The organism is Xenorhabdus stockiae, assembly GCF_002632825.1.
Taxonomy (GTDB): Bacteria; Pseudomonadota; Gammaproteobacteria; order Enterobacterales; family Enterobacteriaceae; genus Xenorhabdus; species Xenorhabdus stockiae.
The window spans coordinates 34,151-57,358 of sequence record NZ_NJAJ01000030.1 but is presented as its reverse complement, the minus strand read 5'-3'; the positions used below and the strand labels follow the sequence as shown (position 1 = coordinate 57,358).

General features: G+C 43.1%; 25 protein-coding genes and 1 tRNA gene. 16 read left to right on the top strand and 10 right to left on the bottom strand.

Going from position 1 to position 23,208, the window contains the following annotated elements:
* Nucleotides 1-211: 211 nt before the first annotated feature.
* The gene (gene lysA / locus Xsto_RS15165) at nucleotides 212-1,504 is read right to left on the bottom strand and encodes a diaminopimelate decarboxylase (protein ID WP_099125581.1); all 1,293 of its coding nucleotides are present in this window, start codon (nucleotides 1,502-1,504) and stop codon (nucleotides 212-214) included.
* A 212-nt stretch (nucleotides 1,505-1,716) separates the two neighbouring features.
* Here lysA and Xsto_RS15160 point away from each other — a divergent pair, with 212 nt between their 5' ends.
* The gene (locus Xsto_RS15160; RefSeq protein WP_099110783.1) at nucleotides 1,717-2,661 is read left to right on the top strand and encodes a LysR family transcriptional regulator; all 945 of its coding nucleotides are present in this window, start codon (nucleotides 1,717-1,719) and stop codon (nucleotides 2,659-2,661) included.
* Here Xsto_RS15160 and Xsto_RS15155 read toward each other — a convergent pair.
* Complete coding sequence (locus tag Xsto_RS15155) at nucleotides 2,644-3,558, bottom strand: LysR family transcriptional regulator (RefSeq protein WP_099125577.1); 915 nt, start codon at nucleotides 3,556-3,558, stop codon at nucleotides 2,644-2,646. The genes Xsto_RS15160 and Xsto_RS15155 overlap by 18 nt on opposite strands.
* A 133-nt stretch (nucleotides 3,559-3,691) precedes the next feature.
* On the opposite strand from Xsto_RS15155, the gene Xsto_RS15150 reads away from it, so the two are divergent.
* Nucleotides 3,692-4,591, top strand: a complete 900-nt coding sequence (locus Xsto_RS15150; RefSeq protein ID WP_099125576.1) for an MBL fold metallo-hydrolase — start codon at nucleotides 3,692-3,694, stop codon at nucleotides 4,589-4,591.
* A gap of 642 nt (nucleotides 4,592-5,233) precedes the next feature.
* Here the strand turns inward: Xsto_RS15150 and Xsto_RS15145 are convergent.
* Entirely contained in the window at nucleotides 5,234-6,037 is an 804-nt protein-coding gene (locus Xsto_RS15145) for an MBL fold metallo-hydrolase (RefSeq protein ID WP_099125575.1), read from the bottom strand.
* Nucleotides 6,038-6,101: 64 nt separating this feature from the next.
* Nucleotides 6,102-6,641 carry a prepilin peptidase gene (locus tag Xsto_RS15140; RefSeq protein WP_244590414.1) on the bottom strand — a complete coding sequence of 180 codons (540 nt, stop codon included), beginning with the start codon at nucleotides 6,639-6,641 and terminating at the stop codon, nucleotides 6,102-6,104.
* Nucleotides 6,642-6,888: 247 nt separating this feature from the next.
* Here Xsto_RS15140 and rsmE point away from each other — a divergent pair, with 247 nt between their 5' ends.
* The 4 genes from rsmE to ruvX all read left to right on the top strand — a co-directional run bounded on the left by rsmE (nucleotide 6,889) and on the right by ruvX (nucleotide 9,681).
* The gene (gene rsmE, locus Xsto_RS15135) at nucleotides 6,889-7,620 is read left to right on the top strand and encodes a 16S rRNA (uracil(1498)-N(3))-methyltransferase (protein WP_099125574.1); all 732 of its coding nucleotides are present in this window, start codon (nucleotides 6,889-6,891) and stop codon (nucleotides 7,618-7,620) included.
* 9 nt (nucleotides 7,621-7,629) lie between these two features.
* The gene (gene gshB, locus Xsto_RS15130) at nucleotides 7,630-8,589 is read left to right on the top strand and encodes a glutathione synthase (protein WP_099125573.1); all 960 of its coding nucleotides are present in this window, start codon (nucleotides 7,630-7,632) and stop codon (nucleotides 8,587-8,589) included.
* 109 nt (nucleotides 8,590-8,698) lie between these two features.
* Nucleotides 8,699-9,262, top strand: a complete 564-nt coding sequence (locus Xsto_RS15125; protein WP_099125572.1) for a YqgE/AlgH family protein — start codon at nucleotides 8,699-8,701, stop codon at nucleotides 9,260-9,262.
* Entirely contained in the window at nucleotides 9,262-9,681 is a 420-nt protein-coding gene (gene ruvX / locus Xsto_RS15120) for a Holliday junction resolvase RuvX (RefSeq protein ID WP_099110789.1), read from the top strand. Before Xsto_RS15125 ends, ruvX begins: the two co-directional genes overlap by 1 nt.
* A gap of 94 nt (nucleotides 9,682-9,775) precedes the next feature.
* Here ruvX and Xsto_RS15115 read toward each other — a convergent pair whose 3' ends face one another.
* The gene (locus Xsto_RS15115; RefSeq protein ID WP_099125571.1) at nucleotides 9,776-10,792 is read right to left on the bottom strand and encodes a type IV pilus twitching motility protein PilT; all 1,017 of its coding nucleotides are present in this window, start codon (nucleotides 10,790-10,792) and stop codon (nucleotides 9,776-9,778) included.
* A gap of 22 nt (nucleotides 10,793-10,814) precedes the next feature.
* Between Xsto_RS15115 and Xsto_RS15110 the strand changes: the two genes are divergently transcribed.
* The 5 genes from Xsto_RS15110 to hemW are packed head-to-tail and all read left to right on the top strand — an operon-like array spanning nucleotide 10,815 to nucleotide 14,717.
* Nucleotides 10,815-11,519: a YggS family pyridoxal phosphate-dependent enzyme gene (locus Xsto_RS15110; protein ID WP_099125570.1), complete on the top strand. Its 705-nt coding sequence runs from the start codon at nucleotides 10,815-10,817 to the stop codon at nucleotides 11,517-11,519.
* 45 nt (nucleotides 11,520-11,564) lie between these two features.
* On the top strand, nucleotides 11,565-12,386 hold the full coding sequence (proC, locus tag Xsto_RS15105) for a pyrroline-5-carboxylate reductase (protein WP_099125569.1): 822 nt from the start codon (nucleotides 11,565-11,567) through the stop codon (nucleotides 12,384-12,386).
* Nucleotides 12,387-12,417: 31 nt separating this feature from the next.
* Complete coding sequence (locus Xsto_RS15100) at nucleotides 12,418-12,972, top strand: YggT family protein (RefSeq protein ID WP_099110793.1); 555 nt, start codon at nucleotides 12,418-12,420, stop codon at nucleotides 12,970-12,972.
* Nucleotides 12,973-13,000: 28 nt separating this feature from the next.
* A complete protein-coding gene (locus Xsto_RS15095) occupies nucleotides 13,001-13,594 on the top strand; it encodes an XTP/dITP diphosphatase (RefSeq protein ID WP_099110794.1) in 594 nt (197 codons plus the stop codon).
* Nucleotides 13,587-14,717, top strand: coding sequence for a radical SAM family heme chaperone HemW (hemW, locus tag Xsto_RS15090; protein ID WP_099125568.1), 1,131 nt, complete (start codon nucleotides 13,587-13,589; stop codon nucleotides 14,715-14,717). The genes Xsto_RS15095 and hemW overlap by 8 nt, the downstream gene beginning before the upstream one ends.
* A 94-nt stretch (nucleotides 14,718-14,811) precedes the next feature.
* On the opposite strand, the gene Xsto_RS15085 is transcribed toward hemW, so the two are convergent.
* From Xsto_RS15085 to trmB, 5 genes are all read right to left on the bottom strand, one after another.
* Nucleotides 14,812-15,756: a siderophore ABC transporter substrate-binding protein gene (locus Xsto_RS15085; RefSeq protein WP_099125567.1), complete on the bottom strand. Its 945-nt coding sequence runs from the start codon at nucleotides 15,754-15,756 to the stop codon at nucleotides 14,812-14,814.
* Nucleotides 15,757-15,878: 122 nt separating this feature from the next.
* Nucleotides 15,879-16,601, bottom strand: coding sequence for a DUF2884 family protein (locus tag Xsto_RS15080; protein WP_099125566.1), 723 nt, complete (start codon nucleotides 16,599-16,601; stop codon nucleotides 15,879-15,881).
* A 79-nt stretch (nucleotides 16,602-16,680) separates the two neighbouring features.
* Nucleotides 16,681-17,607, bottom strand: a complete 927-nt coding sequence (glsB, locus tag Xsto_RS15075) for a glutaminase B (RefSeq protein ID WP_099110808.1) — start codon at nucleotides 17,605-17,607, stop codon at nucleotides 16,681-16,683.
* Nucleotides 17,608-17,673: 66 nt separating this feature from the next.
* A complete protein-coding gene (locus Xsto_RS15070) occupies nucleotides 17,674-18,000 on the bottom strand; it encodes a YggL family protein (RefSeq protein WP_099110798.1) in 327 nt (108 codons plus the stop codon).
* Nucleotides 18,000-18,719, bottom strand: a complete 720-nt coding sequence (gene trmB / locus Xsto_RS15065) for a tRNA (guanosine(46)-N7)-methyltransferase TrmB (protein ID WP_099125565.1) — start codon at nucleotides 18,717-18,719, stop codon at nucleotides 18,000-18,002. The genes Xsto_RS15070 and trmB overlap by 1 nt, the downstream gene beginning before the upstream one ends.
* Before the next feature lie 259 nt (nucleotides 18,720-18,978).
* On the opposite strand from trmB, the gene mutY reads away from it, so the two are divergent.
* The 5 genes from mutY to Xsto_RS15040 all read left to right on the top strand — a co-directional run bounded on the left by mutY (nucleotide 18,979) and on the right by Xsto_RS15040 (nucleotide 23,117).
* Nucleotides 18,979-20,016: an A/G-specific adenine glycosylase gene (gene mutY / locus Xsto_RS15060; protein ID WP_211284329.1), complete on the top strand. Its 1,038-nt coding sequence runs from the start codon at nucleotides 18,979-18,981 to the stop codon at nucleotides 20,014-20,016.
* A gap of 61 nt (nucleotides 20,017-20,077) precedes the next feature.
* Nucleotides 20,078-20,350, top strand: a complete 273-nt coding sequence (locus tag Xsto_RS15055; protein WP_099125563.1) for an oxidative damage protection protein — start codon at nucleotides 20,078-20,080, stop codon at nucleotides 20,348-20,350.
* Nucleotides 20,351-20,442: 92 nt separating this feature from the next.
* Nucleotides 20,443-21,516 (top strand): membrane-bound lytic murein transglycosylase MltC, encoded by a 1,074-nt coding sequence (mltC, locus tag Xsto_RS15050; protein ID WP_099125579.1) that lies wholly within the window; start codon nucleotides 20,443-20,445, stop codon nucleotides 21,514-21,516.
* Between the two features lie 151 nt (nucleotides 21,517-21,667).
* Nucleotides 21,668-21,743: transfer RNA gene (locus Xsto_RS15045), tRNA-Phe, on the top strand.
* A 165-nt stretch (nucleotides 21,744-21,908) separates the two neighbouring features.
* Entirely contained in the window at nucleotides 21,909-23,117 is a 1,209-nt protein-coding gene (locus Xsto_RS15040) for a tyrosine-type recombinase/integrase (protein WP_099125562.1), read from the top strand.
* Nucleotides 23,118-23,208 lie beyond the last annotated feature (91 nt).

Sequence of the window (23,208 nt, the reverse complement as noted above, 5' to 3'; positions counted from 1 at the left end):
GACAAAACTGCGCCCACTGGGGGATGAAAAGACGACAAAAGTCGTCGACATCGCAGAAAATTTCAACTAACTTGTCCATGGCCTGTTCCTCCCCGGAGTCGTTTTAGGCTTTCACCAAAACTTTGCTCCTGGAACAGGCCTCTCGTCAATTTCTTATCCAGAATTCAGGTTAAATAGTAAACAAAGCGGGGCACATCACGGCCCCGTTTTTTTACACTTCTTCCAGTGATAACAGTTCCTGTATCGTCTGTCGACGACGAATTAAACGAGGCTGTCCCTCAACAAACAATACTTCCGGGATCAAAGGGCGGCTATTATAGTTTGAAGACATCGATGCACCATAAGCACCAGTATCATGAAAAATCAGATAATCACCGACTGAAATGTCGGGCAACATACGTGGGATGACCTCCCCTCCTTCTAATTGAGTAAAAACATCTCCCGATTCACATAATGGCCCTGCCACTAATGTTTCCCTCAAGCCAGAACGACTACTGTTTTCACCAATATCACTGGATGTTCCATTACAGCTATCAGATAAAACAGAAATATGGTGATAGCTGCCGTACATTGCCGGGCGCATCAAATCATTAAAACCGGCGTCTGCCAGCACATAATGACGGCTTCCCATTGACTTTACCGCTCTCACTTCTGCCATCAAAATTCCTGCTTCAGCAACCAGAAAGCGACCGGGCTCAATCTCTAGCTTAATATGATGCCCCAAGTGCTGTTCAATACGCTGACGGGCTTCATGCCATAAATTGTAATAATGACAAGTATCCACGGCTTCCTCACCGTTTTTATAGGGAATGGATAACCCTCCGCCTGCTGAAATTGCCTGAATATCGACTCCACACGATACAACCTGTTCCACCATCGCATTACAAACATTCGCAAGATGCTGGTAGTCAACACCGGAACCAATATGCATATGCAGACCAACCAAATGCAGGTTATACTGATGAATTTTCTCAAGAGCTAAAGGCAAATCCTGAAACCAGATCCCATGTTTGCTATTTTCACCCCCAGTATTGGTCTTCTGACTATGACCATGCCCGAATCCTGGGTTAATCCTCAGCCAAACCGGATGTGCTGGCTGACGCTGACCAATCTGTTCCAGCATATCAATAGAACCGGCATTGACAGGAATATCTAGCTCAATGACACGCTCCAGCGTCTCTTCATCAATAAGATCAGCGGTGAATACAATTTCAGATTTATCACGCCCGGGCTGAAAACCGGCATGAAGAGCACGTTCAATTTCGCCCAGTGATACCGAATCCACTTTAATACCCTGCTCTCTCATTAAGCGTAGAATGTGGGTATTAGAACAGGCTTTCTGTGCAAACCGGATAACATCAAACTGCTTTAGCTGCCTAATTTGTCTGCTAATAATATCACTGTCATAAACCCATAATGGGGTTCCGTAAACCGCGGGCAAAGCAAGAAGGTTTTCTGGTGTAAAACTATTGCCTGCATTAGCAGTACCTGAATTAACCGTCATAGTGGGTATTGTCATTGAAGCATTCTCACAAAATCAGCAGATACTTCATTATTGACAGCAAAATAGCAGGAAGAAAAATATCTATTTTGCTAAAGGCTATTCATTTTTGATATTGTTTTGCTTTATTTTTAAACACGTCGTTATATGGTATACACTAAAAGGCTATTTTTCTTCGTGAAACAGTCTCGAAGTGAAGTCTAGAGGAGAACACTATGCACGCCTGCTCATGGCGACATATAGAGATTTTTCATGCCGTAATGACCACAAAGAACCTGACTGACGCTGCGGTTTTACTGAAAACTTCACAACCAACAGTAAGCCGTGAACTGGCGCGTCTAGAACAATTGTTGAAATTTAAATTGTTTGACCGGATCAAAGGACGTTTATTCCCGACCGCGCAAGGGCTGAGGTTATTTGAAGAAGTCCAACGATCCTATTACGGGCTGGAAAGGATTCTCAATGCAGCGGACAGTATTCGCCAATTTGAGTATGCGCAACTATCTATCGCCTGTTTGCCGGTATTCTCACAATCTTTATTACCCAAAGTCTGCCGCAGTTTCATTCAATCCTATCCTGATGCACAACTGACAATCATTCCACAAGAATCTCCATTACTGGAAGAGTGGCTTTCGGCACAACGCCACGATATCGGTTTAACCGAACATATGCAGACACCTGCCGGAACTGAACGTGAAACTTTACTGACATTGAATGAAGTCTGCGTTCTGCCGGATAGCCACCCGCTTGCACAAAAAACACAACTGATACCAGAAGATTTTCATGATCAGCCCTTTATCAGCCTCTCTATTACTGACAGCTACAGAAAGCTTATCGATGCGATATTTAACGAACATCAGGTTTCACGCAGGATGATCATGGAGACCCACAGTGCATCATCAGTATGTGCCATGGTTAGTGAAGGTATCGGAGTATCGATTGTCAATCCTCTGACCGCACTCGACTATCTGAATAAAAAAGAACTGTATAAAAACATAGGGTTATGTATCCGGCCGTTCAGTATAGATATTCCTTTTATCGTTAGCTTAATTAAGCCGCTCCATCGTCCATCTTCCGAGCCGGTTGAAATATTTATTAGCCATTTAAAACAACAGGCTAAACTATTCCCTCAGAAATTAGCATCAGCTTTTCAGCGTTAATTGCTGCCAGTGAGAGGAGGAATCAAACCACTCCACCAGAAAATCCAATAAGGCCCGTAAGGTAGCGGGCATATTTTGACGGCTGACATAAATACCATAAATCCCCATCGCCTGAGGTTGATAATCTGGTAATAATTCAATTAATTGCCCAGATTTTAAATAGGGCGAGACGGAATAATAGGGCTGCATAGAAATACCCGCTCCTTGTAAAGCCGCTTCCATCAGAACCGTTGATTCATTAGCACTTAACGTGCCGCTGACGGGAACCGAATACTGTTCATCCTGTTTTTCAAATAACCATAAATTTTTGTCAAAAAGGTTATAAGTCAGGCAATTATGCATCGCCAAATCATCGGGGTTCTGGGGAAGTCTTTTACCGGCTAAATAAGAAGGTGCGGCACAAATAACAGAATGGCAAATCGATAGCGGACGGGCGATTAAATTCAGTCCCAGATTATTCGTAATGCGAATAGCTAAATCAATACGCTCTTCAACCAACTTAGTCGCTTTATTACTGATTTCCAGACTAACCCCAATTTGCGGATACTTGCGCATAAATTCAGGGATAGCCACAGACAGTGCACTAATTCCCAGTGCCTGACAACAGCTTACTCTCAACTGACCTTTCAGAGTCTTAGCTTCTGCCGATTGTTGAACCGGCATTGCTTCCGCCAGTTCTATCAGCTTAAGGCTTCGCTGATAAGCCTGTTCTCCCGCGGATGTCAGGCTGATTTGGCGGGTTGTACGATGTAAAAGACGAACTTCTGACCACCGTTCCATTTCGGACAAATAACGTGACACCATTGCCCGTGACATATCAAGCCGTTCTGCCGCTGCACTCAAACTACCCTGTTCAACAATTGTGACAAAAACCTGTGCTGCTGTGATCCTGTCCATCTATGTTTTTGTATCCCCACGCTGATTCGATTGATTTATGCAACAAACAGTTGCCAATTATGGGATTTTTCAATCGGTGTATGCAATCTATTATAGGCGCCATTCAAGCAGATAAGCATTTAGGAATTCGATGATGGCTAACAAGACTACAGTACATAAAACAATATTAAATACCGCTCTGGCCACTGCTCTTTCATTAGGAATGGGGACATTCGCTCAGGCCGCTGAACTTAAAATGGATATTTACAATCCGGGTGAAGAAAGCATTTTTCCGGTCTCTTCTGAAGTTATCAGTGGTGAACATGAAGTTGTGCTGATTGATGCTCAGTTCAGAAAAAGCGATGCTCAGGAACTGGTCAAAATGATCAAAAAGACGGGGAAAAAACTGACAACGATCTATATCAGCCAATCTGATCCAGATTATTACTTTGGTCTTGATGTGATCACTGAAGCCTTCCCTGAAGCCAAAGTGATCGCTTCACCAGAAACGATTAAAGCTATCAATGAGACCAAAGACGGTAAACTGGCGTACTGGGGTGGTGTTCTGCAAGATCAGGCTCCGAAAAAAATTATTGTCCCTGAGCCATTGAAAGGAAATACTTTTACTGTAGACGGTGAGAAATTGATTGTTGAAGGTTTGAATGGCCCGGCAGCAGATCGTACTTTCGTATGGGTTCCTAAATTAAAAGCAGTTGTTGGCGGTGTTACTGTATCTGAAAATATTCATGTATGGATTGCAGACACTCAAACTAAATCATCCCGTCAGAACTGGATGCAAACATTAGACCAAATTAAAAACCTGAAACCTGAAACTGTGGTACCAGGTCATTATGTAGGTCATACAGCTATGACACTGGACTCAGTGAGTTTTACTCAAAATTATCTGGCTACATTGGAGAAAGAATTACCAAAAGCAAAAGATTCCGCAGAATTAATTTCAGTTATGAAAAAACATTATCCAAACCTTGCGGAAGAATCCAGCCTTGAATTAAGTGCAAAAGTTCTTAAAGGTGAAATGACGTGGCCTCAATAAATTAAAATTATCATGGGTGTTACGAATAGTAGCACCCGTATTTTATTCAAATAGTCATTCCCAAAAAAAACATTATAATAAAAAATGAAATTATCATTTCAAAAATCCCTTTAATACTTTACATTTAAATAAGAATAAAATTTATAACCAAAATATAAAAACACAAATTCACCAATTAAACACAAACAATGCCTAAATTAAGTGATACTGGTCATTTTTTTATTTTTATAACTAATTAATAAACTGAATTTGTGACCAATGAGCCATACTGCAATAAATCATCTTGAATAAAAAACTCACTTTATTTAGATTTGGTTTCAACGGAGAGATAAGTAAGCCAACCTAAGATAATTAGATGCTTCTAACGTCTAGGTTATGTAAGGTAGGCAGCTTAAGGCCAACTAGATGCTTCCAACGTCTAGCGCAAGCAGGATGAACAGCCTAAACCAGCTAGATGCTTCCAACGTCTAGCGTATACAGGAGCTACCCAGCCTACTAGATGCTTTTAACATCTATTGTATGCAGAAAGTAGCCCGATACATTAGATGCTTTTAACATCTACCATGTAATTAATGTGTACTATAGGCTCTAATCCTGCTCTCTCCCATATTTTCAATTCTCATATTCATTTCCCAATTAATACTAATCAAGTTCAATAGATTGCCCAGTAGAAAGATTCTTCGCATTTGGTAACCATAACCTTCCCCATCTACCACTACAGTGACAGGCATAAATATGCTGTATGTTTTCTTTTTTAATATATCGCCTGATACTCAATAGCTTAAGAGGAGAAGCATAACGTAAATGTAAGCCACCAATAATGGCATAGACCTTATCGATACCCGTTATAGATTTACAAAACTCAACCATATCGATAACACCACGATGCCCACAGCCAATAAAAATAATTAATCCGTGGCGGGATTTATAAATTAAAGCGCCTTCGTCCTTGACAAAATCCGGAGAGTAATTCTCACCTACAATCACACCATAACTTTTATTTTCCTCTTTCTTAATCTCACCTGAATAAATAAAGTTATCATTGATGTGAGTTTCATCTTTTGAAAAAAAAGTGTCGAAATTAGCATAATTAACCTGTCTGGATAACATTTTAAATTTCACCGCCTTATTTTTCGTTATTAACCATCCATAATATCTTTCGTTTTTCACTTCCGGATGACAAATAACTTTAGCATTCGTAGAAAAAAAAGGCAGACCTCCACAGTGATCAAAATGACCGTGAGAAACAATAACTGTAGAAACATTCGATAAGTCTATATTTAATTTCTTTGCGTTATCGATAAAACTGCCATCTGGACCAGTATCAAAAAGGATTGTATTTTCCTGATCCTGAATTAATAAGCTTAACCCCTGCTTATTGATTAAGCTTCCTTTGTAGGGTGCAAGAACCTGATTTTCCAATAATGCTGTTATTTTTAGTGTCATAGCGCACTCTTTTAGGCTGTGATATTTTTATCGTTTTCTGGCTATATCCAATATGCTGAATTATCTAAACTTGAGCAAGCTCGATAATATTAATCCCAGATAGATAAAAAAACATCAAAAGTATGGCAGAAAAACAAAGATAAGGCCCAAAAGCAATAAACTCTGGATAATTTTTCCTTTTCAGCCAAATAATCGCAAACCCTAATAGTCCGGAGATTGAAGACAGAAGCATCAGCACAGGGATCATCTCCATACCAATCCATGCCCCTATTGCAGCAGCCAGCTTTAAATCACCATAGCCAACCCCCTCTTTCTTAAAAACACACCGACATAACCAATATAATACCCACAAAAATAAATACCCTGATATGGCGCCATATATCGCACTCTTGATCGGAATTAAATTATCACCGCTATTAAAAACCAATCCGAACCATAATAAAGGTTGAGTGAAAATATCTGGTAACTGATAAGTCTTTATATCAATAATGGCTAAGCAAACTAAAGTAATGCAAAAAAATGAAATTATTATATCATTCAGATTAACTGGATTATTGAACCACTGACCTTTTCCATCCATGAAAATGCTCAATACAGCTTCCATAAATAACATCCCTGTAATGATATCCCTTATTTATTTCCTGACGTTAATCAGAACACGGTGAATATTAAATTTTCCCACAGGTCATTAGCAATGAAAAATCCGTTAAAATTGCCATTATGAAATAAATATGCGAGCCGGCTCGCAAGGTCTTTTTGCCTGATAGACAACTTGATTAGGCTACCAGCGCTCCTTTATCATGGCAGCATATGCCATACCGGGGTTATCCGGAGAAAAAGGAAAGAAAAATATGCGAATTCCCCGCATCTATCATCCTGCTCCTCTCACTGTAGGAGCTGAAATTAGCCTTAGTGATGATGCCGCCAACCATGTTGGCCGTGTACTTAGAATGAGTAACGGGCAACGATTGCAGCTCTTTGATGGTAGCAATCAGATTTTTAATGCAGAAATTACAGAAGCCAGCAAAAAAACGGTCAAAGTCTATATCCATACCGGAGAATTGGCTGATCACGAATCACCATTAGATCTGCATCTGGGGCAGGTTATGTCCCGTGGTGAGAAAATGGAATTTACCATCCAAAAATCGGTTGAGCTGGGTGTTAACACTATCACGCCACTCCTTTCTGAACGCTGTGGTGTAAAACTGGATGCGGAAAGGCTGGAAAAAAAACTGCAACAGTGGAAAAAAATAGCAATTTCTGCCTGCGAACAATGTGGGCGTAATCAGATCCCTGAGATCCGACCTGTTATGTCACTTGAAGCATGGTGTGCAGAAAACGATAACAGCCTAAAATTAAATCTGCACCCTCGTGCCAGCCAAAGTATCAATACCCTACCGTTGCCAGTGGAAAAGGTACGCCTGCTGATTGGCCCGGAAGGGGGATTATCCGCCGAAGAAATAGAAATGACGGCAAATCACCAATTTACTGATATCCTGTTAGGCCCTCGTGTCCTGCGGACAGAAACTACGGCACTCACTGCAATTACAGCACTACAAGTTCGTTTTGGTGATCTGGGTTAAGGAGAAAGAATGATCAAGCTCGGTATAGTGATGGATCCAATTTCATCCATCAATATTAAGAAAGATACTAGTTTTGCCATGCTACTGGAAGCACAGAAACGTGGATGGGAAGTCCATTACATGGAGATGAATGATCTCTATCTGCATCAGGGGGAAGGCCGTGTGCGCACCCGTTTGCTGACCGTGGAAGAAAATCCTCAGCAGTGGTATCAGTTTGGTAATGAACAGGATATTGCCCTTGATACACTGAATGTTATCCTGATGCGCAAAGACCCGCCTTTTGATACTGAATTCATCTACGCGACTTATATTCTGGAACGGGCTGAAATTAAAGGAAGCCTTATCGTCAACAAACCACAAAGCCTGCGTGACTGTAATGAAAAACTGTTTACTGCATGGTTCCCTGAACTGACGCCGGATACGCTGGTAACACGCAACGCCAGAACACTGCGTGAATTCCATCAAAAACATGGTGATGTTATTTTTAAACCATTAGATGGCATGGGTGGCGCTTCTATTTTCCGTCTGAAACAGGATGACCCAAATATTGGTGTGATTATTGAAACGCTGACAGACCATGGCAGCCGTTTCTGCATGGCACAAAACTTCCTGCCCGCTATTAAGGATGGAGATAAGCGAGTGTTGGTTGTGGACGGTGAACCTGTTCCTTACTGTCTCGCCCGTATTCCGGCACAAGGTGAGACACGAGGAAACCTCGCAGCAGGCGGACGCGGTGAAGCCCGGCCTCTGTCAGAAAGTGACTGGGCAATAGCGCGCGCTGTCGCACCTGTACTGAAAGAAAAAGGATTAATTTTTGTCGGGCTTGATATCATTGGTGATCGTCTGACAGAAATCAACGTTACTAGCCCAACGTGTGCTCGTGAAATAGAAGCGGCCTTCCCTGAGATCTCTGTTACGGGTATGCTGATGAATTCAATTGAAAAACGATTGGGTAAACAAACGGTATAATAGGCCAAACTACTTCCATTTCCTGGTAGCGTTTGCCATTTATTATATAGGCTCACACAGCATGTGAGCCACTTTATTCATTTATCGTAAAAATCATCATCAAAAAAACATGAACTTACAGCACCATTTCCTTATTGCTATGCCTTCGCTCACTGATCCTTATTTCAACCGTTCTGTAGTTTATATCTGCGAACATGATCAAAACGGTGCGATGGGGTTAATTATCAATAAGCCAATAACTCAGGTTTCTATTCAGGGGATCTTGAAGAAATTAGAAATCTCTCCCGCAGACAGAGACGATAACATCAATCTGAACAGCTCGGTTATGGCGGGTGGACCGTTATCTGAAGAACATGGTTTTATTTTACATACGCCATTGCCCGGATTCAGCTCCAGTATACAAATCTCTGATGAGACGATGGTAACGACCTCCAAAGATATGCTCGAAGCATTAGGCACTCCACGTCAGCCGAAAAATATTTTAATGACACTGGGGTATGCCGGCTGGGAAAAAGGCCAGCTGGAAAAAGAAGTTATGGAAAATAGCTGGCTTACTGTCAGTGCTGATCCTTCAATTATTTTCAATACCCCCGTTGCCGATCGCTGGCATGAAGCTGCATCCTTATTGGGAATTAATATCCACAATCTCGCATTACAAGCAGGGCATGCCTGATGAAAAACCGCACAGTGATTGCATTCGATTTCGGTACCCGCAGTATTGGTGCTGCTATAGGACAAGAAATAACCGGCACAGCTAGAGCACTAGATTCTTTCAAAGCCAAAGAGGGTTCTCCTAATTGGGATATGATTGAGAAGCTCCTCAAAGAATGGCAGCCAGATTTAGTCATTGTTGGTCTGCCACTCAATATGGATGGCACCGAACAGCCAGTCACTGCACAAGCCAAAAAATTTGCTAATCGTATACATGGTCGCTTTGGTGTTCAGGTTGAACTGCATGATGAACGATTAACAACGGTAGAAGCGCGCTCTCATCTGTTTGCTCATGGCGGATATCGCGCTCTTGATAAAGGCAAAGTTGATTCCACTTCTGCTGTCGTCATTTTGGAAAGCTGGTTTGAGCAACATTGTTGATAATAAAAAGCTATTTATAATTAATGGCTTATTATCGTAAGCCAATAATACAGTGAAGTTATAATCATAGGAATTTGTTCCATTATTTTGCCAGCTATTCCGCCAGCAATCCCGATAACCTGCGTTGTTGGCGGCTCTGCTCGTAGGTTTGCATTCCGCAAGCGGCTCCGGTTTGCATTAACGTTGCTATCTGATGGTTTTTCCCTTCCCTGATCAAATGGCTGACAGCCTGATTGACGACTAAAATTTCATAAATAGCCACTCTTCCCCCCTCCTTAGCAGGAAGCAGTTGCTGAGCAATAACTGCCTTTAAACTACCTGCCAGCTGAGCGCATATCCATCCTTTCTCATCTGCGGGAAACACATCCACCAGCCGATCTATTGCCTGAATTGCTCCACGGGTATGTAGTGTTGATAAAACCAAATGACCCGTTTCGGCGGCTGTCAGTGCCAACCGGATCGTTTCTTTATCACGCAATTCACCCAGCAGGATGACATCAGGATCCTGTCTTAGTGCCCCTTTCAGCGCAGTCTGATAATCCGGCACATTTTCCCCGATTTGCCTTTGCTGTATCAGACAATTCCGGCTTAGGTGAACAAACTCTATCGGGTCTTCCAGTGTAATGATATGTTTTCTGACATGATTATTCAGAGTGTTAATCATCGCTGATAATGTTGTTGATTTACCGCTTCCGGTTGCACCTGTTACTAATATCAACCCATTTTCTGCCAGTCCCTTTTCCTCGGGTAAAACAAGGCGCTGAATAATATCTGGCGCATATAGCTGCTCCAAGGTCGGGCATTTATCAGAAATTAACCGTAATACCAATGAAAGGTGCTCCTGCTGATAGAATAAATTCCCTCTGAGTCGTCTTTTATTCGGCATTTCTACGACAAAATCAACATGCCCTGTGCTCCTCAATTGCCGCAGTTGCTCTTCAGGTAATATTCCGTTGCTCCATGTATTGATGAAGTCATTATCAATCTCTGCCAAATGTGTCTGCGGATATAACACATCATTGATGCGCAAAATTGGCACTTTCCCGACACAAAGATGCAGATCGGAGGCATTATGCTTTACACTAAGGGCCACTAACTTTTCCATATTCATTTTTTAATCTCCTGAGTTTCTTATGCACAATATCGAACAAAATCTTCACGATGTCAGGAACAACATCGCCCTTGCAGCTCAGAAATGCGGGCGCTCTCCAAAAGAAATTACATTACTTGCAGTCAGTAAAACCAAACCTGCAGAAGCCATCGCAAAAGCGATAGCCACAGGCCAGAGGGAATTTGGCGAGAATTACGTTCAGGAAGGGGTGGAAAAAATTCAACTGTTCGCTAACCACAACGATTTGGTGTGGCACTTTATCGGCCCTTTACAGTCTAATAAAAGTCGTTTGGTGGCTGAACATTTCGACTGGTGCCATACTATCGACCGATTGAAAATCGCCCAGCGTTTGAATGAACAACGGCCTGAAAGCATGGCTCCGCTCAATGTCCTCATTCAGATTAATATCAGTGGGGAAAACAGTAAGTCAGGTATTCTTCTGGAAGAACTTGAGGAACTGGCCGCAACAGTTGATTTACTACCTAATCTGGTATTACGTGGTCTGATGGCCATTCCTGCACCAGAAGAAGATTATGAACGGCAAACCGCTATTTTTCGTCGGATGGAACAGGCTTTTATTAAATTAAAGGCACAATACCCACGGATAGATACACTTTCTATGGGGATGACTGATGATATGGAAGCCGCTATCGCCTGTGGCTCAACCTTAGTTCGCATAGGAACCGCCATTTTTGGTGCCCGCGAGTATGGTTCTACAGCAAGTTAATTAACAGCTCAACTTTAACTCATTAATATTCGAGACGATTTCTTCATGGAAAATAGAAAAATCACGTTTATCGGCGCGGGGAATATGGCGCATGCCATCATCGCTGGGCTGATCAAAAAAGGCTATCCGGCCAAACTAATCACTGTCTGTTCGCCCAATACAATTCGCCGTGATGTTCTGGCAGAAAAATATGGCATCAACAGTCAGAGTGACAATATTCACTATGCTCAGGAAGCTGATGTTATTGTTTTGGCTGTTAAGCCCCAAATGATGGAAGAAGTTTGTGGCTCCTTGCGTTCGCAAGTCAATTTCGAGCAAAAACTTGTGCTTTCTATTGCTGCCGGTATTCCTCTTTCCCGTTTTTACTCATTTTTGCAGGAAAATCTCAATATTATCCGCATTATGCCAAATACGCCCTCACTTATCGGGCAAGGGATCAGCGGCATGTTCGCACCTGAACAGGTCAAGCAATCTGATCGCCAGTTTGCTGAAGTATTAATGAACAGTGTCGGCAAAGTCTGCTGGGTAAAGGATGAAAATGGCATCAATGATATTATTGCCATTGCTGGGAGTGCTCCGGCTTATTTTTTCCTGTTTATGGAATCGATGCAACAGGAAGCAGAACGTCTGGGCTTCGACAGCCAAACGGCCAGAGAACTGGTTCTGCAAACGGCTATGGGTTCAGCTAAACTTGCTGAATCACAGGCAGAACTTCCTTTTTCTATCCTGCGTGAACAGGTAACATCTAAAGGTGGTACAACTGCCGAAGCATTACGCGTTTTTTATGAAAACCATCTGCCGGAAGTTGTATCCCAAGCTATGCAGGGAGCAATACGCCGGGCACAGGAAATGGAAAAATTATTTTAAACAACCAATATAATTTGATCAGGGCTGCTACATGCAATTCTTAAACTTTCTCTTTTTTACAGTTCTGGATTTATATACCGCAGTTTTACTGCTTCGAGTCTGGATGCAATGGGTGCGTTGTGATTTTTACAATCCGTTCTCACAATTTATCGTTAAAATCACCCAACCCGTGGTACGCCCATTACGTAGGGTTCTTCCCGCTATTGGCCCTATTGATACAGCATCGGTTGTTTTTGCTTACATTCTCGTCATGCTCAAACTGATGTTGCCTTACTGGTTAGCAACAGGGCAATTTCTTGTCCAGCTATTCCCTCTTGGAGTAATTGAACTGCTGACTGCCGCAGGAAAACTGGTATTCTGGCTTGTGATTGCCCGCGCATTATTGAGCTGGATCAGTCAGGGACGTAACCCTGTGGATTACGTTCTGCTCCAATTAACAGAACCACTGATGGCACCTATCCGTCGCATTATTCCTTCAATGGGAGGATTAGATTTCTCAGCCATGATTGTGATTCTGATCCTGTATGCGCTAAATGCTCTCCGTGCCGATGTTTTAGCGTGGTTAATTCCGAGCTTAATTGGTTAATAAATAATAAGTTAATTGGATAGAAACAATGCAGAAAGTTGTTCTTGCCACAGGAAATGCTGGCAAAGTCCGGGAGCTGGCTGATTTACTGGCTGACTTTGGTTTAGATATCGTCGCTCAGACTGAATTGGGTGTAGATTCCGCAGATGAAACCGGTTTGACCTTTATTGAGAATGCCATCATTAAAGCCCGTCATGCTGCGGCAATAACCGGTTTACCTGCGATTGCTGACGATTCAGGGCTATCAGTCAATGCTCTCGGTGGTGCTCCCGGTATTTATTCGGCTCGTTATGCGGGAGTCGATGCCTCCGATCAGGATAATCTGGAAAAACTACTGGAAACCATGAGCGATGTTCCTGATGACCAACGTCAGGCACAATTCAATTGTGTTCTGGTTTATTTACGTCATGCAGAAGATCCGACTCCTCTGGTCTTCCACGGTCGCTGGTCTGGCTTCATTACCCGCGAACCAGCCGGTAATGGCGGTTTTGGTTATGATCCGGTTTTCTACGTACCGGAATTTGGCTGTACAGCAGCAGAATTAAGCCGTGAACAAAAAAGTGCTGTTTCACATCGTGGACAAGCCTTAAAAATGCTGTTGGAAGCTATGCGTAATGCTTAAATTACCACCATTAAGTCTTTATATTCATATTCCCTGGTGTGTGCAGAAGTGCCCTTATTGTGATTTCAATTCACATGCATTAAAGGGAGATGTACCGCATCAGGAATATGTTGAACACCTGCTGACAGATTTACGTCATGATTTGCCAATGGTTGAGGGGCGGGAAGTCTCCACTATCTTTATCGGTGGAGGTACGCCCAGTTTGCTCAGTGCGGAAGGAATGCAACGGTTGCTTGATGGTGTCAGGGAGCTACTGCCCCTCTCCCCGCAGGCAGAAATTACCATGGAAGCTAATCCGGGAACAGTTGAAGCTGACCGTTTCAGTGCCTATCAACAGGCTGGTATTAACCGGATTTCAATCGGTGTACAAAGTTTTGGCTCAGATAAGCTTATCCGCTTAGGGCGTATTCATGGCCCGGAAGAAGCGAAACGAGCCGCACGGCTGACGGCTGGTCTTGGGCTGCGCAGTTTCAATCTTGATTTGATGCATGGCCTGCCTAACCAGACACTGGATGAAGCTCTGAACGATTTACGTCAGGCTATTGAACTCTCACCACCTCATTTATCGTGGTATCAGCTGACGATTGAACCCAATACCAGTTTTGGCTCACGCCCGCCAGTTCTGCCGGATGATGATGCGCTGTGGGATATTTTCTCTCAAGGACATAAGTTATTGACAGAAGCCGGCTATCAACAGTATGAAACCTCAGCATATGCCAAACAGGATTATCAATGTCAGCATAATCTGAACTACTGGCGGTTTGGTGATTATCTGGGAATTGGCTGTGGTGCACACGGAAAAATATCGTTTGAAGACGGGCGTATTCTGCGCACAGTGAAAACCAAACATCCACGCGGTTATATGCAAGGGCGTTATTTGGATAAACAACATCAAGTGGATCACGATGATCGCCCATTTGAATTTTTCATGAACCGTTTTCGTTTGCTAGAAGCAATGCCACGAAAGGATTTCAGTGATTTTACTGGATTACCGGAAAGCACTATCCGACAGAAAATCGACGCAGCGCTGGCAAAAGGTTATATCACTGAAAGTGATACACACTGGCAAATCACAAAACACGGAAAATTATTCCTGAATTCGTTATTAGAAATGTTTTTGTAGCGCTATTTTTGTAAAAGTAAGCTTCTGCAAAAATAAGGCTGCTCCTTGAGCTTCAAGGGCAGCCTTATTTTATAAACACATTTAATCAGTGTGATTACAAAGCATCAGCGATTGCATTAACTTGACTCGTCAGGCTCTCTATCCCGCCACCAGACAGATACCATAAATCTGGTTGCAAATAGACTATCTTGCCATTTTTATAAGCATTGGTTGACTTCACCTGAACGGTTTCAAACTGAGCTTTTGTTAACTCCCCTGCTCCAATCGCTTTACTGCGATCAATAATAAAGATGACATCAGGATTTGCCTGAGCAATCATTTCCGCAGTGACAAGACGGCTCTTATCGTTATCTGATTTCGGTGGTAATTCAGCGCGCTGCGCTTTCACCACATTGTAAACAACGGTTTGATTATTCGGGTATAACTCGCCAGCATTATGTAATAAAACCAGTACTTTGTTATTTGAAGATTTTGCTTTTTCCTGCGCAGTCGTTATCGTTTTTTCTAAACCAGCCTGCTGTGCTTTTACTGCATCTTGTTTATCAAACAGTTCACCTAATAACTTCAGATTATTTTCAACAGATGGCAGGTAGTTTTTATTATCCGTGCTTAAATCCACAGTAGGTGCAATTTGGGATAAACGATCATAAAAATCACCCTGACGCCCGGTGATCACAATCAAATCCGGTTTTATTTCAGCCAGTTTTTCTAAATCCGGAGATTTCATCCCGCCGGCATCATTCATCTTTTCAGATACGTGACTACTCACATATTCAGGCAAACTTTCTTTCGGCAGTGCAATAACACGCTCAGATAGCCCTAATTTGGCCATTGAATCGTAAGTACCGAAGTCAAATAAAACCACTCTCTCAGGATTTTTCTTAACCTTAGTTTCTCCGGAATGATGTTTTACCGTGAGATAATCCCCAGACTGAGTGATGACTGAATTTGGCGTAAATGTTGTAGATTGCTGGCTGAATGCGGAATGACTAGTAACAGAAAATAATGAGGCTAAAATAATCGGCAGGATCTTTTTCATTAGGGCACCTGAAGTAATCATGTGTATAAAAAGTGATTTGCATTCTAGATGCCCAATATAGGATGTCAATCAAATAAGAATCAATTTCATCATGATTCTTACTTGATATGAAATACTGTGATTTAGTTAATGGAATTCAAAAAGCTGGTGCGCAACTGTTCCAGTTTATTGGCTTTATCACACACTTCTCCTTTAAAGCGTTTTAGCTCTTTTTCCTGCTTTTTCCATTCTGCCTCCAAACCATTCTGCATACCTCCCAACCCGCCGAGAAGAGACATTAACATCTGTTTGCCGTCACCATTTTGATTGCTTGTTTTACGGCTCATTTCGTTAATACTGTCCTGCAATATTCCACCCAAACTCTGCTGGATGAGATCCTTTCCTTCCGTTTCTATCTGTTTGATTGCCTGGTAATGGAAAAAAATACCATCAGGACGGGTTTCCAATACTTTATCAATTTGCTTATTCAGGCCAGATTCCAATTTAGTCAAACGAACGCGAATATTGCTATCCTTTCCCATCGTTTCAGTGACCACTTTATCCAATGCCTGACGGGCGTCAGTGAGATGATTTAAAGCCTCTTTTTTCACCCATGGTAAATCCTGCCGGGTAAGTTGCTGAAACTGTTTTGCTTTACTGCGTTGATCGGCATTTAGCGATAGTGCTTTACCATTACGAAAGACAGAGCCATCTGGCATAATTTTCAGGCTCCTGTTTTCACCAATCATCTGCACTGAGTCGGCCGTGACAATAATGTCATCTTTGAGTGTCGTCCGGCACTCTGAAGCAGCCTGTGCCTGAACAGCAAATACCAGTGATGCCGCAACCACAATTTTTCGTAACATACCTTCTCCTGTTCTCCTCAGCGTTGCACTCCTCTATCTTCTATTCAGAGCTACTGCAATTAGCTGCTAATGTTTCAAGTTAAAAAATGGAACGTCCGATGCGGGCAGCTAATTTTTCCAATGCTGCACAACCAGCCAGAGAGTTACCCGCACGATCCAGTTCTGGAGACCATACTGTTACAGTAAACTCTCCCGGAACAACACAGACAATTCCCCCGCCAACGCCTGATTTCCCGGGCATTCCAATCCTGAAAGCAAATTCGCCTGAACCATCATACATGCCACACGTCAACATTAACGCATTGATCTGCCGGGTTTGTCGGAGACTTAAAATTTGCTGACCGGAATCGATCATCCGCCCCTTATTCGCCAAGTAAATAAAGCATTGAGATAATTCAACACAATTCATTTTCAGAGCACAATACTGGAAATAAGTTTGCAGTACTGTGAGCACATCATTTTCAAAATTGCCAAATGACTTCATCAAATAAGCAATGGCTGCATTACGGCTAGAATGTTCCATTTCTGAACGGGCAACAACCTCATCATAACCAATATCTTTTTGCCCTGTGAGACTACGTACAAACTCCAGCATCCTATGCTTAGGTGCACTCAGGCGGGATTGCAACATATCACAGATAACCAATGCTCCGGCATTAATAAAGGGATTACGGGGAATACCTTTTTCCAGTTCCAACTGCACCAATGAGTTAAATGGTTGCCCCGAAGGTTCTGTGCCTACTCGCTGCCAGATATCCTCTTCTTTATAGCGTGTCATTGCCAGTGTCAGGCTCAATACCTTAGAAACAGACTGAATGGAGAAACGTTTTTCCGCATCTCCCGCTTTAAAGACCTGACCATCTACCGTACAGATCGCCATTGCCAGATTATTTATCGGAACTTCCGCCAGAGCAGGAATGTAATCTGCTACTTTTCCTTGGCCAATCAAAGGGCGTACTTCATCTAAGATATCTGCCAATAACGCATTAGAGAACCTTACTTTCACCACTTTTTCTCCAGACAAAAAAGGGCTCTCAATGAGCCCCTACACAATTCTTAATTCAACTGCGAATCAATCCCACCACATATCAAATAATTCAGATGTGGCAACTTCTTCCATACCGCGATCTTTCAGCCATTTATCAATCAGCTGGCGGTGTTCTTCAGTGCATTTACCGATTTTCTGTAAACAGACAAGACCTTCCCACTGCAAATAACCGCTGGCATCCAGTGCCAGACCATTTGGCTCGATTAATTCCTCAATCAGAGCATCAACCGTGCTGTCTACGACTTCGACGGATGTATCAGCCGGAAAGTTCCACTTGACGGAAAAACCTAATTCCTGAAATTCATCAATACGCAATTTTTTACGCAGACGGCGACTACGGTTTTTAGCCATTATTTTACCCTCTCAAACATTAGATCCCATACGCCATGCCCCAAACGATGACCGCGCATCTCAAATTTTGTGACAGGACGTGAATCAGGACGTGGTACGTAATCATTGCTTTCTGAAATGTTGCGATACCCTTCAGCTTCGCTCATCACTTCCAACATATGCTCAGCATATGGCTGCCAGTCAGTTGCCATATGGAATACACCACCGATTTTCAGTTTATTTCTGATCATCTGAGCAAAAGCAGGCTGTACAATCCGACGCTTATTATGCCGCGCTTTATGCCACGGATCAGGGAAGAATAACTGAACCATTTCCAGCCCCTGTTCAGGGATCATATTTTCCAGTACTTCAATCGCATCGTGGCACATCACACGCAAATTGCTGATATTTTCATCTTCAGCGGAAGCCAGACATGCACCCACTCCCGGAGCATGGACTTCAATTCCGAAAAAATTCTTCTCCGGATTCTGGCTTGCCATCGTGACCAGAGATGTCCCCATGCCAAAACCAATTTCCAGCACAACAGGTGCATCACGGCCAAACAATTCTGCCATATCTTGCAGTGCAGGCTGATAATCAACACCCATATTTGGCCACACATTATCAAGTGCATGTTGCTGACGAGCCGTTAACCGCCCCTGCCGACGCACAAAACTGCGGACACGGCGCAAAGCCCTGCCATTTTCATCATATTCCGGTGAAATTACGTTATTTATCATGGTACTGTCTATTGATACTTTCTATCAGTTTTAAAGGCTTTTGCTCTGGCTTCCGGGACGTTATGTGCCGCAGGATTGCCTAAAGTGAGCGCAATTATGCAAAGATGGCTGAGTTTATCAAGTTCAGTGCTCATAAGCACAACTTTAATGTTAAATTGTGTGGTGCTTCGAAACAAAGTTCGGGTTTACACTGAGGTTACACTATGTTGCAATCCTGTTCACGAAACGATTATCAGATATAAAGACAATTATTCTAATGATGGAAGCCGAGCAATTTTCACAGGCGGTACTTGAGTGGTATCACCGTTATGGTCGTAAAACCCTGCCGTGGCAGCTGGAAAAAACATCCTATCACGTCTGGCTTTCAGAAGTGATGCTGCAACAGACGCAGGTTGCGACAGTTATACCTTATTTCCAGAAGTTTATTTCACGCTTTCCCGATGTCACCTCACTGGCGGCGGCTCCATTGGATGAAGTTCTTCATCTGTGGACTGGTCTGGGCTATTACGCACGTGCCCGTAATCTACATAAAGCCGCTCAGCAGATAGTTGAATTACATCGAGGAAAATTCCCGACTACCTTTGATGAAGTAGTCGCCTTACCCGGTGTAGGCCGCTCTACCGCAGGCGCTATTCTTTCCCTCTCTCAGGGCAAGCATTTCCCAATCCTTGATGGTAATGTGAAACGCGTTCTGGCCCGCTGCTATGCTATTGATGGCTGGCCGGGTAAAAAAGACGTAGAAAATCGACTATGGGATATCAGTACCCGCGTTACTCCTGCGCTGGGTGTTGAATATTTTAATCAGGCAATGATGGATTTGGGTGCACTGGTATGTACCCGCAGCAAACCAAAATGTGAGATTTGCCCGCTTAATACAGGCTGTATTGCGTATGCTAATCACAGTTGGGCCAATTATCCGGGTAAAAAACCGAAACAGACCATCCCTGAAAAAACCGCGTATTTTTTATTGATGCAGCATGGTGATGCTGTCTGGCTGGAACAACGCCCGCTTTCGGGTATCTGGGGCGGATTATTTGCATTCCCGCAATTTACTGATGAAAACGCACTCAAACAGTGGCTGGAAGATTCAGGGATCTCGCACAGTCAACCTGAGCAACTAATCTCATTTCGCCACACTTTCAGTCATTTTCATCTGGATATCGTACCCATTAAAATCAACATATTATCTTTTGATTCCTGCATGGATGAAAGTAAGGGACTTTGGTATAACTTACGCCAGCCAGCAACAATTGGACTGGCAGCTCCCGTTGAGTACCTTTTGCAGCAGTTGGGATAAACTTAATCCATATTTTGTGCGCCATTATTTTTTGCTCCATAACGACATTTGAGGATTTATCATGAGCAGGACTATTTTTTGTACTTTTTTACAGCGAGAAGCTGACGGACAGGATTTTCAGTTCTATCCGGGAGAACTGGGTAAGCGTATTTTCAATGAAATTTCTAAAGAAGCCTGGCAGCAATGGATGAGTAAACAGACTATGCTGATTAACGAAAAGAAACTGAATACGATGAATCCGGAAGATCGCAAATTGCTCGAACAGGAAATGGTGAAATTCTTGTTTGAAGGGAAAGATATTAAAATTGACGGTTATACCCCACCAGAAAAATAACTTTTAATATCTGCTATTTATTGGGTGAATCAGGATATTTAGAAATCACCCAATAAATGGGAATTTATCCTAATATCCAACGGCATCATAAAATGAAAAAACTGCTGGCACTGCTCCTGCTCACTCCACTTCTGATTTCCTGCTCAAGCAAACAAGATACTGAATACAAAGAAGAATACATAAAAGACACTAACGGATTTGATATCTTAATGGGACAATTTGCTCATGACATTGAAAAGATCTGGGGATTACGCGAAGTTTTGATTGCAGGCTCGAAAGATTACGTAAAATACACAGATCAATATAAAACCCGTAGCCACATTAATTTTGATGCCGGAACCATTACTATTGAAACCATATCACCCATTGAACCAACTCAACACTTACACAAGGCTATTGTAACAACTTTATTGATGGGTGATGATCCAGGTTCTGTCGATCTTTACTCTGACGCGAATGATATCCAGATCAGCAAAGAACCTTTTCTGTACGGGCAGGTTCTAGATAATACTGGCGAGCCAATTCGCTGGGAATGGCGCGCAAACCATTTTGCCGATTATCTGCTCCAGAATAAATTACAGCGTCGCCAGTCAGGACTCCATGTGATTTGGTCGGTCACGATGCAATTAGTGCCTAATCATCTAGATAAACGCGCCCATAAATATCTGCCTATTGTTCGCAAGGTTGCGATTAAATATGGTATTGATGAATCTCTGATCCTTGCCATTATACAGACAGAATCCAGCTTTAATCCTTACGCAGTCAGCCGTTCCGATGCTCTGGGTCTAATGCAGGTCATGCAGCATACTGCCGGGCGGGATGTATTCAAAATGCAAGGTAAATCCGGCCAACCAAGCCGCAATTATCTTTTTGACCCTGAAAATAACATTGATGCAGGTGCGGCTTATCTAGCGATCTTACAGAATATTTATTTAGGTGAAATCCAGAACGTAACCTCGCGCCGCTACGCTGTTATTACAGCCTATAACGGTGGTGCTGGCAGTGTATTAAAGGTCTTTTCCAGCGATAAGAAAAAAGCAGCTCAAATTATCAATACAATGGCACCGGGTGATGTTTATGAAGTCCTGACTAATAAACACCCATCCGCTGAGTCACGCCGTTATTTGATAAAAGTAAATAACGCTCAAAAAAGCTATCGCCGATAAATCATCGTCACAAATAAGAGATGGAGAGGTGTTTATCTCTCCATTTTTGTTTACATTTACAACCAATTGTGCATTTTAAAAGCGCTTGAATAAATTTATAGAGAAAGTCGTTGACGGATTGGAGTGAATACTGTTTAATGCGTCCCCGTTAGCCCGGATAGCTCAGTCGGTAGAGCAGGGGATTGAAAATCCCCGTGTCGGTGGTTCGATTCCGCCTCCGGGCACCACTTCAACTTCCAGTGAAGTCCAGCCCAGTAAAACAATTCCTGCTAAATCCAGCAAAATCAACATCCATTCTTATTTTTAGGTCTAGTTTCGTCTGTTGCAATCAAGATGCAGCGAAGGGCATAATTCGGGGCACTTACCGTTCGATTACAAGGATGCCCTTAATAATGAAACTAAACGCACGACAAATCGACACTGCAAAGCCCAAAGAAAAAACCTACAAACTCGCCGATGGCGGCGGTCTCTATTTAGAAGTCTCGTCACGCGGCTCGAAATACTGGCGGATGAAGTATTACCGCCCCACCGATAAGAAAGAAGACCGGCTGGCATTTGGTGTTTATCCGGCAGTATCGTTAGCCGATGCCCGCGCCAGACGGGATGAAGCCAAAAAGCTGATGGCACAGGGCATCGATCCCAAAGCCGAGAAAAAAGGCACTGCCTCGCCATCGAAAATCACACAGACCTTTGAACATATCGCCCGTGAATGGCACGCCAGTAACAAACGCTGGAGCGACAGACATAGCCAAACAGTGCTGCGCAGCCTTGAACAGTACATTTTCCCGCAGATTGGCAAGCTCAACATTACCACGCTAAGAACCAGCCAGCTTTTAGCCCCCATCAAAATGATTGATGATGCAGGTAAACACAATATCGCCCAGCGATTGCAACAACGTGTTACCGCTATCATGCGCTATGCCGTCCAGAATGATATCCTCGAATCCAGCCCCGCCAGTGATATGGCTGGCGCACTTTCCACCGTAAAATCACGCCATCACCCTGCCCTGCCTCATGAAGATTTACCGGATTTCCTGAACCGATTGTCTGTTTATCGCGGGCGCCTGCTGACCAAAATAGCGGTAGAACTGGCACTGCTGACGTTTGTCCGTTCCAGTGAGCTGAGATTTGCCCGTTGGCAGGAAATCGACCTTGAAAATGCGGTGTGGAAAATTCCCGCCACAAGGCAACCCATCAAAGGCGTTCGCTTTTCTGAGCGCGGCATGAAAATGAAAACAGATCACCTTGTGCCGTTAAGCCGTCAGGCTGTTTTGCTTATCAACACGTTGCAGGAACTGAGCGGCAACTGCGAAGTGATGTTCCCCAGCGATCATAATTCCGCGAAAGTCATGAGTGAAAACACCGTTAATAAGGCATTACGGGCGATGGGCTACGATACCCAAACCGAAGTCTGCGGGCATGGTTTCCGCACAATGGCGCGTGGTGCAATGGGTGAATCCGGCCTCTGGAGCGATGACGCCATCGAGCGCCAGTTAAGCCATATCGAACGCAACAACGTTAGAGCCGCGTATATTCACACCTCCAAACATCTGGACGAACGGCGGCTGATGGTGCAGTGGTGGGCAGATTATCTAACCTGAGCTTCGCTTAAGAAGGGAACTAAAGTGCCTGAGGCACGATCAAAGTTTTTGCTAAAGAAAACAAAATCGTGGAGATCCTCAGGCATGTATA